The following is a 12,904-nucleotide window of genomic DNA, read 5'->3' on the forward strand; positions in this document are numbered from 1 at the left end:
GCATGAGCCTGCCGCAAGCGGTTCGCTCAGGCGGAAGCCGTCTTGCCACGAATCTGAAGCTGGCGGGGAATGAAAAGCGCCAGCAGCGCCGTCAGCGCTAGGATGACGCCGATCACGCCCGCCGACATGGTGAATGCGTCTATGGCGTCGGCGCTGGCCATATCCTTTTCAGGCTGAACGAGGAAGAAGAGCGTGCCGATCGCGGCGGTTCCGACTGCCGCGCCAAGCTGCTGCGTCGCCTTGAGCGTGCCGGACGCCGCTCCGGCATGGTCCACGTCCACTTCCGATAGGGTGCAGGGCGGCAACGGACCGCCGGTCAGTCCCATGCCAAGGCCCATCGACAACAATGGCAGCGCCAGCAGCGGCGGCGCCTGCGCGATCAGGTCCGGTGCGTGGAAGAGCCACGTCAGGGCGGCAAGGCCCGCGACCATCAGCATCGCGCCCCAGCTTATGATGACGGGTCCATAGCGGGGCAGAGCCTTGCGCGACAGCATGCCGATCGCAAAGGACGCGCCGAAGGCATAGGGCACATGCGCAATGCCCACCTGCGCGGCGCTAAAGCCCAGCCCGCGCTGCATCGCCAGCGTCAGCGTGAACATGAGGCCGCCGGTCGCCGTCTGGAACAGGAGCGTGGTCAGCAGACCGAAGGAGAAGCCGCGCGCGCGGAACAGTTCGGGCACGATCAGCGCCGATCCGTCCCGCGCCATCCGCGTCCGGCTGTAGCGCATCAGGATGAGCGCGACCGGAATGGCGGACCCCATCAGCACGAAGCCCCACAGCGGCCAGCCATAATCGCGGCCCTGGATCAGCGGAAAGATGAGGGCGAAGAGCAGCGCCAGAACCAGCCCCGTTCCGACCACATCGAGGCGCGGGCTGCGCGCCGATTTGCCGGAAGGCAGGATGCGCGCCGCGAGGATCAGCGCGGCGATGCCGATGGGCAGATTGACGAGGAAGATCGGCCGCCAGCCGAGACCGAAAAGGTTGGCGCTCAGCAGGAACCCGCCGATGACCGGACCCAGAACCGCCGCCAGACCGCCCAATATCCCGAACAATGCGAGCGCCGAAACCCGCTCATGAGGTGGATACATGATCTGGGTGAGCGACATGACCTGCGGCAGCATGATCGCCGCCGCAGCACCCTGAAGCAGGCGCCCGGCCACAAGCTGACCCGGCGTCTGCGCGATGCCGCAGAACAGGGAGGTGAGCGTGAAACCGGCGACCCCGATGAGGAAGGCGCGACGGTATCCGGCAATGTCGCCCAGCCGCCCGCCGGTGATCAGCAGCAGGGAAAAGATGGTCGAATAGCCCGCGACCATCCACTGCACCTCCGCGTCGCTCGCGCCGAGCTGCGCCTGCAGGGTCGGGACGGCGACGTTGATGATCGTCATGTCGACAAGGTCGAGAACCATGGCCGTCGCGACGATGGCGAGCGCGAGGCTGCGTTGCTTCGGACTGAGCAGAGCGGCGGATTCCAGAGCGCTTTGTTGCGGCGCGCCGCTGATCCGTGCGCTGCCCTTCCCCTCTTCCCGCATCTTCTCTCTCATTTATAGAACCATTATTCTAGTCCGATACCGGGGGCCGGCCCCGCCGTCAAGGCCGGGGACGCGGACGCTTGACAGCCCTGTCGCCAACCAATAGACGAATGATAGTTCTAATTAGAGACGGCGCACGAGTCGTCCGGCCCAGAGGAGCCAAGGCGCAGTGCGTTCCATCGTCGATTTCTTTCGCCGCCTGACAATGGTGCCGCAGGGCGCGACCATCGTGTTCGCAGGCTTCCTGCCGATCTTCGCGATCGTGTCGATGTTTCCCGCGATTCCGGCCATCATCGACCATTTCGCCGCCGATCCCGACGCACGCTGGAAGGTGCCGATGATGGTGTCCGCGCCGGGCCTTACCATCGCGCTGATCGCGCCGTTCGCCGGTTTCTTCGTCGACCGTTTCGGTCGCCGCCCTCTGCTGATCGGCGCGACCCTGCTCTATGGCATTGTCGGCACCTCGCCCTTCTTCCTCGACAGCCTCAACGCCCTTATCGCCTGCCGCCTGCTGCTGGGCGTGGCGGAGGCTGCGATCCTGACCATCGTCAACACGCTGATCGCCGATTATTGGGACGACTGGGGTCGCAAGGACTGGCTGTTCCTTCAGGGCGTGTGCGGCCCGTTTCTCGCCTCGGGCGTCATCCTGATGTCGGGCGCGGCGTCGGCGGTGCGGTGGAACGGCATCTTCCTCGTCTACGCCGTCGCCTTCCCGATCTTCGTCGCGATGATCCTGTGGCTGTTCGAGCCGCGCCGCGCCGACGGCGCCACCATCGCGCAGATCGCGCAGAAGGAGACGGCGGCGCGCACGCCCTTCCCGATTGCGTCCATCGTCCTGATCGGCGGCACGACGCTGGTCGCTTCAGCGCTCTATTATGTCTTCATCATCAGCGGCTCGCTCGCCTGGCGTGAGGTCGGTGTTATGGACTCCGCCCGCATCGGCCAGCTTACCGCCATTCCCAGCCTGTTCGTGATGCTCGGCGCGCTGATCTTCCGCCTGATGGGCGGCATGTCGCACAGGACGAAGCTCGCGACCTTCTTCGGCCTGCTGGGCATCGGCCTTGCCGGGATCGGCCTTGCGCCGGACTGGCGCTGGCTGACGGCAGCGCTGATCGTGCAGCAGACGGGCGCGGGCATGGCTGTCGCCACCATCATCCTGTGGGCGCAGAGCATGCTGCCGTTCGAACATCGCGGCCGCGGCATGGGCGTGTGGACCGCCTGCTTCTTCTTCGGCCAGTTTTCCAGCCCCTGGCTGGTGCATCAGGCCGAAACCATCGTCGGCACCATGCAGGGCGCGTTCCTTGCGGCGGGTCTGGCAGGGATCGTCGCCGCCATCATCATCATCGGCCTCATGCGCGAACCGCGCGCCCCGGCTCCTTCCATCGCTCCTGCGGAGTAAATCATGACAAGCGATATCAAGCGGGGCGTCAGCCTCTACAGTTTCCAGCACGAAACCTTTCAGGGAAAGATGACCCTTGAGGATTGCTTCAGGACGTGCGCCGACATGGGCGCTCTGGGCATCGAGGTCATTGGGGAGCAGACCTTCTGGGGCTGGCCCGAAGCCACGGTCGACGAGGCGAAAATCGAGGAATGGCACGCGCTCATCGGGAAATATGGCGCGACCCCCGTCTGCCACGACTTCATGCTCGACTATAAACGCTACAAGGGCAGGATGATGTCGCTTGAGGAGCAGGTCGCCAGCGTGAGGAAGGATCTGGATTTCGCGTCGCGGCTCGGCGTGAAATATGTGCGCGCTCTGGTTTCGATCGCGCCCGAAGTGCTGGTGGCCGCCGCGCCCTATGCGGAGGAAAAAGGCCTCAAGATCCTGATCGAGGTGCACGCCCCGCTGCATTTCGACCATCCCTGGATCATCCGCCACGCCGAAGCCTTTGAAAAATCCGGCTCCGACGCGCTCGGGTTCCTGCCCGACATGGGCATGTTCCTGTTCAAATTTCCGCCGGTTTGGAAGGAGCGCTTCATTCGCAACGGCGTGCCGCGGAACATCGCCGACTATATCGAGAAGGCTTATGAAGACCGTGTTCTTTCCGAATATGTGATCCTGAACGTGCGCGAGATGGGCGGCGAAGGCCCGGCGCTGGGCATGGCGGAAACGCTGCGCCACAATGCCGCGTTCGAACCCAAACGGATGCTCGATTACATGCACCGCATCCACAATATCCATGGCAAATTCTACCAGATGGATGAAAATCTGGTCGAGCCGTCCATTCCCTATGACGAGATCGTCCGGGTGCTGAAGCAGGGCGGTTACAAGGGCTATATCTGCTCCGAATATGAGGGGAACCGCTGGATCGAGGACGCGCAGGAGGTCGATTCGGTCGAACAGGTTCGCCGCCAGCAGGCAATGCTCAAAGGCCTGATCGGCGAACCCACCCCCACCGCGCTCGCCGCCTGAGGAGATACGAGACATGTTCGACAAGATGATGCTGTGCGACGAGGGTTTCGAGAATGTCGTCGAAGATGGCGAAGTGACCGGTTTTTCCCTGCTCGCCCGTCTCCCTTATTATCGCGGCCTTGGCCTTTCGATGATCGAGGATATCGGCCTCACCATCGACGGCGAGCCGGTGGCGCGCGAGGACATCCGCTTTTCCGTGCGGGGGCGGAGCTGGACGCTGGACGAGATGGAGACCGTCTATGACGATCGCTGGAACTTCGGCGAAAAGGCGAAGGTCATGGTGCGGCGCCCCGGCGGCCTGACGCCCGGCGCGCACAGGGTCGACATCGCGGTGCGGATGCGGGTGTCCTACCTGCCCTTCGTCCCCACCACGAAGACCGGGCGCGAACTGCAACTCGCCGCCTGATCGGGAGGGGTGCGGGCCGGGGGCCGCCGCACCCCTCCTCATATCTACAATAGAAGCGGCGCGACCGGCACCGGATCGGGCGCGCGCAAAACTATCATATGGGAGCAAGGGATGCGGCAGGCCGCCTATTCGCTGTTGATCGCCGGCACACTCTGCGCCTGTGCTGCCGGAGCGCAGGCGCAACCCGCCTTTCGCTTCGAAGCCATGGCCCAGCCGGCGCAGACAGACGCGATCCCGCTCGACACCGGTCCGCAGGCGCCCGATGTGCCGCCCGAACACTGGTTCCGCATGGACGGCGCGGTCAACGTCCGCAACGTCTCCCGTGCGACGCTGACGCCCTATCTGCCCGCCAGTCGGAAGGCGACGGGCACTGCCGTCATCGTCGCGCCCGGTGGCGGCTTTCTAGGCCTCGCCATGGAGGTCGAGGGAACGCGCGTCGCGCAATGGCTGGCCGGCCACGGCGTCGCTGCGTTCGTGCTCAAATATCGGCTCGTCCCGACACCCGCCGATTTCAGGGATTTCACAGACGGCATGACGGCCACGCGTAGCGGCAGGCCTTCCACCGTGAAGCCGCCCGCCGACACGCCGGACTTCGCCATTCAGGATGGTCTGGCCGCGCTGTCGCTGGTGCGCACGCGCGCGAAACTATGGAAGGTCGATCCGGCCCGCATCGGCATGATGGGCTTTTCCGCAGGCGCGTTCACCACGATCGGCGCCAGCCTTGCAGCCCGTCCGGGGGAGCGGCCCGCCTTCATCGCGCCGATCTACGGGCGTCTTACCGCACGCGACGTTCCGGCGGACGCGCCGCCCATGTTCGCGGTGCTGGCCAGCGACGATCATTTCTTCGCGTCGCAGGGCTTTGGCTTGGTCGATGCGTGGATCAGGGCGAAGCGGCCCGTCGAATTTCATCTCTATCAGGACGGCGGCCATGGTTTCGGTCTCGGCCGTCCCGGAACGACGAGTGACGGGTGGATTGGCCAGTTCATGACATGGCTGCGCGCCAATCGCCTGATTCCGGCACGATGAGCGAGGAAGTCTGGCTCGCGCCCGCCGCCGTGGTGGTGCAGGAGCGCGGCGCGGAGTGGATGGAGCCGGTCGACGACAGGCCATGGTCGTCCGACAGCGGCTTCCATCGCGGTTTCTGTTCCAGCTTTCGCATCCGGTCCGGGCGGCAGGTCTGGTTCCACTTCCCGTTCCAGCTTCCGGCGGGGCGCGTGGTGGATGGAGCCTCGCTTCTGTGGGAAACCGGCGAGGGTGCGACGCTGACCTGGGCCTGTGTCCATCATGGCGGACTGGAACGGCAGCATCTGTGCGAACCCGGCGTTCCGATCGCGGGCGTGCCCGAGCCGTTCGACCCGCCGGAACAGTGGCGGCATTATTATCCGGACCATGCGCGGCTGCGCACCGATCTGGCCGTTGCGCCTGTCGCCGTGCGCTTCGGCGTCCAGCTCTGCATTCTTGCGGACGGCCCCGGCGTGGTGCGATTCTACGGTGCGGGGCTGCGGCTCGCCACCGCGTGAGGGTCAGCCTTTCGCGCGCAGGAAGGCGGGGCACATGATCGCGAGATCTTCCTTCAGCTCTTCCCAATTGCCCTGATTGGCGGCTTCGGGCGAGGAGCCGAGACCGAGGAAGCGGGCGAGCGTGTAATAGATCATGCGGAACACGTTGCCGACCAGCCGCTCATGATCCGGCCGGCCGAATTCATCGGCGAAACGCATCATCTGCGCTTCTGCCTCCCGCACCAGATTTTCGGCGGAATTCTTGCCCAGCGCCGACATCGACTGATCGTAGATGGCGCGGAACATGATGGGGCGCAGCACCGGGCTGAAGCGCTTGAGCAGTTCGGCATAAGCTTCCACGAACTGCCGCGCGAACTCGTCGAGCGTGGACGCATTCTGACGGATCTGCTGCATCATCGCGTCCTGTTCCTCGCCGATCTGGGTCAGCACGCGGCCATGGACGGCGCGGATCAGATCGTCCTTGCTGTCGAAGCGCAGATAGATGGAACCGATGGAAACCTTCCCCGCCTTGGCCACCTCGGTCAGCGTGAAGTCGTCGTTACCGCGCTTCACCATCAGCTTTTCGGCGGCAGTCAGCATCCGTTCGTAGGAAGCGCGGCTCCGCCCCTGTTGAGGCACGCGCGACGCTTCGGTCGCAGCGGAAATAGAATCAGACTTCGCTTTCGTGGTTGACATCGCCGCCATGATGGCCCTATCAGTAATAATAACATTGGTTCTAATTTATAGCTATTCTGACGGCATCGGCAGCCAATGTAAACCGGCCGTCATATGAGCGCCAACTATTTGCGCCGCTGGAGGGGATAATGCGCTTTTCCGTGTTTCTGAACGCCCGGTCGATGGCACCCGAGGAAGATCGCCAACTGATCCGCGATCTGACCGACCATGCGACGAAGGCGGAGGCGCTGGGCTTCGACGCGATCTTCATGCCGGACCATCATTTCAACGGCTATATGCCGATTGCGTCCGACAGCTTCATGTTCGCATCCTATCTGGCGGCGAAGCTGCCGCGCATGCATTTCGGCTTTTCGGTCGTGTCCGTGCCGCTGCACCACCCCGTCCGCTTCGTCGAGCGCATCAACATCCTCGACCAGTTGACCGACGGCAAGCTGATGGTCGGCGTCGGCAGCGGCACGACGCCCGAGGAGATGATCGGCTTCGGCGTCAACTACAAGGATGCGGGCGCGGTGTCGGACGCCAATCTGGCGCTTGCCGAACGGCTCTGGGCCAAGGGCATGGAAGATCCCGCGATCGAGATCGACAACGGGCCGCACAAGGGCCGCGTGCTCCAGCGCATCGCACCGGCGCAATATACCAAGGGTCACGCGCCGCTGATGCCCGTCGCCATGAAGGAAACGAGCGCGCGCCGCGCCGCCGAAAATGGCTGGCCCGCCTTCATTCCCGCCTTCACCCCGCCGCAGATCGGCGGCACCGAACCGATGAAGCATGTCGCCAAATATTTTGGCATTTACCGTGATATGCTGGAAGGAGCGGGCCACGCGCCGGAGGTCGTCGCAAGGGCGCTCGACTGGACGACGCACACCTACCAGTGCGTCCATGTCGCCGAAACCGACGAGCAGGCGCGCGAGGAGCTGGAAGTCATCCTGCGCTCCTATCAGGACGCCATCGAGCGCGAGGCGGAATTCAACGCCCGCGCCGAATCCGACAGCGCCAACAGGAAGACCGACCGGACGCCCAACGCGCTGACCGAGGACTGGATCGGCACCTGGTGCCTCTACGGCTCGCCCGAAACGGTGATCGAGCATCTGAAACCCTATGAGGAACTGGGCATCGGCAACATCCTGTGCGGCACCACCACCGGGCCGCTGAGCGAGGAAAGGCTGCGGCTCGGCAACCAGACGCTGCAACTGCTGTCCGAGAAAGTGATGCCTGCGTTCAAGGTGCGCGAACCGGCGTGATGCCGTCGACCGGTGCGCGGTCCATCAGAAGGCCGCGCATCAACAAGGAGTGACAAATGCCTGATCGTCCCAAGCGGATCGTGGGCCTGGGCGGAACATTCCGGCAGGCGTCGTCGAGCGAGCGGCTCGTGCGCGCCGTGCTGGCGCAGTGCGCCGCCATGGGCGCGGAAACCGCGATGTTCGATGGACCCGCGCTGGCGCGCCTGCCCCACTTCAATCCCGAACATCCCGACCGCACCAACGAAGAGCGTGCGCTTGTCGAGGCGATCCGCGCCTGCGACGGCATCGTGATCGGCAGTCCGGGCTATCATGGCGGCTATTCGGGCCTCGTCAAAAATGCGGTGGACCTGCTGGAGGATCTGCGCGGCGACGCGCGCGTCTATTTCGACGGACGGCCGGTCGGGCTGGTCGTCACCGCCGCGGGATGGCAGGCATGCGGGACCACGCTGTCCGCCCTGCGCGATGTCGTCCATGCGATGCGTGGGTGGCCGACGCCGGTCGGCATCGCCGTCAATTCCGTCGAGCAGCGCCCCTTCGGCCCGGACGGGGCCATCATCGACGAAGCCATCGCCGGAGCGATCCATGCGCAGGCGCGGCAGATCATGGCCTTCGCCATGGAGACGATTATATGACCGACACACTGACCCTGGAAGAACAGCTCGCGATGACGGCGGGCGCGGCCATGTGGTCGACGGTCGGCTATGAGAAGGCGGGCATCCCCGCCCTCTCCATGGCGGACGGTCCCATGGGCATCGCCAGCGGCCGCGTGGACGAGCGCGACATCGCTCTGCTGACGCCCTGTCCCACTGCGCTGGGCGCAAGCTGGGACGTCGAACTCAATGCGCGGGTCGGCGCGCTGGTGGGCGGCGAGGCGATCCGCATGGGCGTGGACATGGTGCTCGCGCCCAACGTCAACCTCGCCCGCAGCCCGCTCGCCGGGCGGGCCTTCGAATATTTCTCCGAAGAGCCGGTGCTGGCCGGTGTGCTGGGCGCGGCCTGGACGACCGGCCTGCAATCGACCGGCACCGCGTCGGTGGTCAAGCATCTGGTCTGCAACGACAGCGAAACAGACCGCGACCGGATGAATGCCGTGGTGGACGAACGCACGCTGCGCGAAGTCTATCTGCTGCCCTTCGAACTGTGTGCGCAGGCGGGGGCGGGCGGCATGCTGGCGGCCTATAACCGGGTGAATGGCGACTGGTGCGCGGAGCAGCATCACGTCCTCACCACCATCGTCAAGGGTGAGTGGGCCTATCCCGGCCTCATCATGAGCGACTGGTTCGGCACGCATTCGACCGCGGCGACGCTGCATGCTGGGCTGGATCTCGAAATGCCCGGCCCGGCGCGCTTCCTCGGCTTCAGGGCGAATGAGGCGCTGGCAAAGGGAGACCTCGATACCGGCCGGATCAGGGACGCCGCCGCGCGGGTGACGCGGGCTGCCCTGCGCTTCAGGCAGGACAAGACTGCGCCCATCGTGGGCAGGGACGCCGACAATCTGCTGGTTGAGGCGGCGGCGGCAGGATTCGTCATGCTGCGCAACGAAGGCGGCCTGCTTCCCCTTGTTCCCGGACGCGACAGGCATATCGCCATCATCGGGCCGAACGCCGCAGCGCCCTGCTATCAGGGCGGCACCTTCGCCAAAATCGCCGTGTCCCCCCAAGCCGCGCGCCCGCTCGAAGCGATCATGGCGCGCTTCGCGGATCATGCGCGTGTCGATTATGAACCCGGTGTCGATCCCCAGCCGCGCCTGCCCTCCATGCCGGTGACGCCCTGTCGCGACCTTGGCGACGGCTTCGCAAGCGGCATGACCATCGACTATTATGACGGTCAGCAGGCTGACGCGCGCCTGATCGCCAGCGAAACGCGGGACACCAATTCGCTGGTCTGGTTCGCGGGCGTGCATGACGATGTCGCGATGCTCGGCCAGCCTGCGCGCATCGTTGCGCGCGGCATCTTCCGCGCCGAACAGGATGGCGATCATATTTTCTATCTCGGCGCGACCGGCCCTGTCGTCATGCGCGTCGATGGCGCCGAGGTGCTGGCGCAGCAGGAGCCGATCCCGTCCTCCGATGTCATGGGCAAGCTCAAGAGCGGAGACGCGCGCAGCGTTTCGCTTGCGCTGCGAGCCGGTCAGGAAGCGGCGGTCGAGGTCGAGTTCACCTATGATCCCGCGCGCGTTCACGGCCTCTGGTATGGCATCCGCCGCCCCGACACGCCCGAAGCGATGCTGGCCCGCGCGGTGGCGCTCGCAGGGCAGGCGGACGCGGTGATCCTGATGGTCGGCGAAACCTCCGACGCCAGCGTCGAGAGCAAGGACCGAGGGGACACGCATCTCCCCGCCGAGCAGATCGCGCTGATCGAAGCGGTCACGGCGGCCAATCCCCGGACGGCGGTCGTGGCGAATGTCGGCCACGCTTTCGATACCCGCTGGGAAGACCGGGCCGCCGCGCTGCTGATCGCATGGTATCCGGGCGAGGGCTTCGGTGAGGCTATCGCTCAGGTGCTGGCGGGCGACCGCGAACCGGGCGGTCGTATGCCCGTCGCCATTGCGCGCGAGGAAAGCGACTATCCCGCATTCTCCCTCACCCCCGACGCGAACGGCGATCTCGCTTATGCCGAAGGCACGCGGATCGGCTATCGCGGCATGGCCGATCCCCGGCACACGCTGGGCGAAGGATCGGGCTATGCCGACATCGCGCTGCTGGCCGCTCGCGTCGAGCTGGGCGACGATGGCGGGCTGGTCGTGCGCGCCACGGTCGAAAACCGGTCCGACCGCGCCGGCAGCGACGTGATCCAGATCTACCGCCGCGCGCCCGAGCTGGCGCTGTGCGGCTTCGCCAAGGCCCATCTCGCGCCGGGCGAGCGGCGCGACATCCTCATACCCATCGCCCGCCGCCGCCTGCAATCATGGCGGGACGGCTGGGTGGATATTGAAAATCCGGGCCTGTTCGCGGGCCGATCCGCCCGCGACATCGCCTTCGACCTTTCCCTTCCTGCGCTGGAGCCGATCGCATGAGCCGTGTCACGGAAATACGTTATGTGGGTTATGGGTTGCCGGATGTGGAGGCGGAGCGGGCTTTCTATAATGACCAGTGGAAGCTGGTGGAGGCGGGTTCTGGGGACGGGATGGTGTATTTCGCGGCCGATGGCGGAGCGGAGGGCTATGTGGTCCGGCTGCGGCAGGCGGACGAGAAGCGGGTTGATGTGATCGCGCTGGCGGCGGACAGCCGGGCCGATGTCGATGCGCTTCACGGACAGGTGGCGGCGTCGGGATGCCGCATCATCTTTGCGCCCAGGGATCTCGACACGCTGGGGGGCGGCTATGGCTTCCGCTTCTTCTCGCCCGACGGTCTGCCCTTCGAAGTGTCGAGCGACGTGCATGTCCGCGTGCCACGGACGCTGGAGCGCTGGGAAGGCGTGCCGCAGAAGATCAGCCACATCGTGCTGCATTCGCCCGACCACAAGGCGCTGGTGCAGTGGTTCTGCGACGTGCTGGGCTTTAAGGTTTCGGACTGGCTGGGCGACTTCATGGGCTTCCTGCGCTGCAACGCGGCGCATCACCGCATCGCCGTGCTGCCGGGACCGCCCTGCCTCAACCATGTCGCCTATGACATGCTCTCGGTCGACGACATGATGGTGGGCATCAACCGCCTGAAGCAGAAGGGCACCGACCTGCGCTGGGGTCCGGGGCGGCACACGGCGGGCAACAACACCTTCAGCTATTTCACCACGCCCGCAGGCTTTGCGGTCGAATATACCTCGGAACTGGAGGAAGTGGACTTCGAGGCCCATGAGGCGAAGGTCCATGTGCCCGGCCCCAAAGTGATGGACCAGTGGGGCATCGGCGTTGGCGGACCGCAAACCATGCCGCATCCGGAGGCCGACAGCGGCCTGTTCACGGGCGGGGAGGTGTAAGCCCCGTGGCGCTCTACGAACCCTTCCCCAACTATATCTGGAACCTCTCGGTCGCGATCGCGCTGGAGAGCGGCGGGCGCATCGGCGAGATCGTCGACATGTGCCAGCCGATCCTCGACGCCGCCGCCAGCGGCGCGGACGCGGGCACGCCCATGTTCATGAAGGCATGGGCGGGCATGGGCGACAGGCTGCTGGACCTTGCCGCCGAGGATGAGGGCAGGGGCCGCGCCTACTCCGCCTCGAACAAGCTGGAGCGCGCATCGCTCTACCTCTTCGTTGCCGAACGGATGCAGGGCCATGGCGCGCCGGGCCGCGCGGAAACCTATGCGAAGGCGCGCGCTGCCTTCGACCGTTCGACGAAGCTCGGGCGGATCAATCGCGAGCGGGTCGAGATCCCGCTCGATACCGGCACCATGCCCGCGCTGTTCACCCGCGCGCCGGGCGAAGGGAAAAAGCCTGTCGTCGTCTTCTGCAACGGTCTCGATAGCTGCAAGGAACTGCTCTACTGGACGGGCCTTCCGGTCGAACTGGCGCGGCGGGGCATCTCCACCCTGTGCGTCGACCAGCCGGGCTCCGGCGAAGCGCTGCGGCTCCAGAACCTCCCCGTCGATCCGCACAGCGAAAGCTGGGCGAGCAAGGCGGTGGACTGGCTGGAGCAGCAGAGCGACGTGAACCCCGGGGCCATCGGCATGACCGGCATATCGCTCGGCGGCCATTTCGCGCCGCGCGCGGTCGCCTATGAGCCGCGCTTCGCCAGCGGCGCGGTGTGGGGCGCGAACCACAACTGGCGCGAGGTGCAGGACAGGCGCATGGCGCGCGAGGGCGAGAACCCGGTCCCGCATTACTGGGCGCATGTCCACTGGGCCTTCGGCGCAAAGGATCAGGACGACTTCCTCGCCAGGTCGGAGGCCATGAACCTCAACGGTCATATGGACCGGATCAAGGTGCCCTTCCTCGTCACCCATGGCGCCAGCGACCGGCAGATCAGCCCGTCCTACGCCGACGATCTCTACGACCAGCTCATCAACTCCCCCCGCCGCGAGAAGATGATCTTCACCCCCCGCGAAGGCGGTGTCGAACATGTCGGCGCCGACAACATGGCCTACGGCCGCGACCTCCTCGCCGACTGGTTCGCCCAAACATTGGGCGGAACCACGGGGTGATGCTGCGGTGATCCCTCTTTCCGAAACACAGGCTCGCCC

The 12,904-nt window shown here is 65.6% G+C and carries 12 protein-coding genes; 10 read left to right on the forward strand and 2 right to left on the reverse strand.

Annotated features, from left to right (window positions below; all coding sequences use genetic code 11):
* Positions 1 to 26 precede the first annotated feature (26 nt).
* The gene (locus SAMIE_RS16925; RefSeq protein ID WP_066700691.1) at positions 27 to 1,532 is read right to left on the reverse strand and encodes an MFS transporter; all 1,506 of its coding nucleotides are present in this window, start codon (positions 1,530 to 1,532) and stop codon (positions 27 to 29) included.
* Between the two features lie 169 nt (positions 1,533 to 1,701).
* On the opposite strand from SAMIE_RS16925, the gene SAMIE_RS16930 reads away from it, so the two are divergent.
* From SAMIE_RS16930 to SAMIE_RS16950, 5 genes are all read left to right on the forward strand, one after another.
* Positions 1,702 to 2,931 (forward strand): MFS transporter, encoded by a 1,230-nt coding sequence (locus SAMIE_RS16930; protein ID WP_066700692.1) that lies wholly within the window; start codon positions 1,702 to 1,704, stop codon positions 2,929 to 2,931.
* A 3-nt stretch (positions 2,932 to 2,934) separates the two neighbouring features.
* A complete protein-coding gene (locus SAMIE_RS16935; protein WP_066700693.1) occupies positions 2,935 to 3,945 on the forward strand; it encodes a sugar phosphate isomerase/epimerase family protein in 1,011 nt (336 codons plus the stop codon).
* 13 nt (positions 3,946 to 3,958) lie between these two features.
* A complete protein-coding gene (locus tag SAMIE_RS16940; protein ID WP_066700694.1) occupies positions 3,959 to 4,351 on the forward strand; it encodes a C-glycoside deglycosidase beta subunit domain-containing protein in 393 nt (130 codons plus the stop codon).
* Between the two features lie 111 nt (positions 4,352 to 4,462).
* Positions 4,463 to 5,377 (forward strand): alpha/beta hydrolase, encoded by a 915-nt coding sequence (locus SAMIE_RS16945; protein WP_066700695.1) that lies wholly within the window; start codon positions 4,463 to 4,465, stop codon positions 5,375 to 5,377.
* On the forward strand, positions 5,374 to 5,871 hold the full coding sequence (locus SAMIE_RS16950; RefSeq protein ID WP_232037289.1) for a hypothetical protein: 498 nt from the start codon (positions 5,374 to 5,376) through the stop codon (positions 5,869 to 5,871). Before SAMIE_RS16945 ends, SAMIE_RS16950 begins: the two co-directional genes overlap by 4 nt.
* A gap of 3 nt (positions 5,872 to 5,874) precedes the next feature.
* On the opposite strand, the gene SAMIE_RS16955 is transcribed toward SAMIE_RS16950, so the two are convergent.
* A complete protein-coding gene (locus SAMIE_RS16955; protein WP_232037290.1) occupies positions 5,875 to 6,555 on the reverse strand; it encodes a TetR/AcrR family transcriptional regulator in 681 nt (226 codons plus the stop codon).
* Positions 6,556 to 6,674: 119 nt separating this feature from the next.
* Here SAMIE_RS16955 and SAMIE_RS16960 point away from each other — a divergent pair, with 119 nt between their 5' ends.
* Genes SAMIE_RS16960 through SAMIE_RS16980 form a run of 5 tightly spaced genes read left to right on the forward strand, consistent with a single transcriptional unit; the run spans position 6,675 to position 12,865 of the window.
* A complete protein-coding gene (locus SAMIE_RS16960; RefSeq protein ID WP_066700697.1) occupies positions 6,675 to 7,787 on the forward strand; it encodes an LLM class flavin-dependent oxidoreductase in 1,113 nt (370 codons plus the stop codon).
* 56 nt (positions 7,788 to 7,843) lie between these two features.
* Positions 7,844 to 8,419: an NADPH-dependent FMN reductase gene (locus SAMIE_RS16965; RefSeq protein WP_066700698.1), complete on the forward strand. Its 576-nt coding sequence runs from the start codon at positions 7,844 to 7,846 to the stop codon at positions 8,417 to 8,419.
* Positions 8,416 to 10,803 (forward strand): glycoside hydrolase family 3 C-terminal domain-containing protein, encoded by a 2,388-nt coding sequence (locus SAMIE_RS16970; protein ID WP_066700699.1) that lies wholly within the window; start codon positions 8,416 to 8,418, stop codon positions 10,801 to 10,803. The genes SAMIE_RS16965 and SAMIE_RS16970 overlap by 4 nt, the downstream gene beginning before the upstream one ends.
* Entirely contained in the window at positions 10,800 to 11,702 is a 903-nt protein-coding gene (locus SAMIE_RS16975; protein ID WP_066704338.1) for a VOC family protein, read from the forward strand. The genes SAMIE_RS16970 and SAMIE_RS16975 overlap by 4 nt, the downstream gene beginning before the upstream one ends.
* Before the next feature lie 5 nt (positions 11,703 to 11,707).
* Positions 11,708 to 12,865: an alpha/beta hydrolase family protein gene (locus tag SAMIE_RS16980; RefSeq protein WP_066704340.1), complete on the forward strand. Its 1,158-nt coding sequence runs from the start codon at positions 11,708 to 11,710 to the stop codon at positions 12,863 to 12,865.
* The last annotated feature ends 39 nt before the right edge of the window (positions 12,866 to 12,904 follow it).

Origin of the sequence: Sphingobium amiense (assembly GCF_003967075.1) — a bacterium.
In the GTDB taxonomy this organism is placed as follows: Bacteria; Pseudomonadota; Alphaproteobacteria; order Sphingomonadales; family Sphingomonadaceae; genus Sphingobium; species Sphingobium amiense.

Coding starts and splice junctions, on each gene's coding strand:
- SAMIE_RS16935 (WP_066700693.1), top strand. CDS start 2,935: ATGACAAGCGATATCAAGCGGGGCGTCAGCCTCTACAGTTTCCAGCAC.
- SAMIE_RS16945 (WP_066700695.1), top strand. CDS start 4,463: ATGCGGCAGGCCGCCTATTCGCTGTTGATCGCCGGCACACTCTGCGCC.
- SAMIE_RS16955 (WP_232037290.1), bottom strand. CDS start 6,555: ATGGCGGCGATGTCAACCACGAAAGCGAAGTCTGATTCTATTTCCGCT.
- SAMIE_RS16950 (WP_232037289.1), top strand. CDS start 5,374: ATGAGCGAGGAAGTCTGGCTCGCGCCCGCCGCCGTGGTGGTGCAGGAG.
- SAMIE_RS16975 (WP_066704338.1), top strand. CDS start 10,800: ATGAGCCGTGTCACGGAAATACGTTATGTGGGTTATGGGTTGCCGGAT.
- SAMIE_RS16925 (WP_066700691.1), bottom strand. CDS start 1,532: ATGCGGGAAGAGGGGAAGGGCAGCGCACGGATCAGCGGCGCGCCGCAA.
- SAMIE_RS16970 (WP_066700699.1), top strand. CDS start 8,416: ATGACCGACACACTGACCCTGGAAGAACAGCTCGCGATGACGGCGGGC.
- SAMIE_RS16965 (WP_066700698.1), top strand. CDS start 7,844: ATGCCTGATCGTCCCAAGCGGATCGTGGGCCTGGGCGGAACATTCCGG.
- SAMIE_RS16940 (WP_066700694.1), top strand. CDS start 3,959: ATGTTCGACAAGATGATGCTGTGCGACGAGGGTTTCGAGAATGTCGTC.
- SAMIE_RS16960 (WP_066700697.1), top strand. CDS start 6,675: ATGCGCTTTTCCGTGTTTCTGAACGCCCGGTCGATGGCACCCGAGGAA.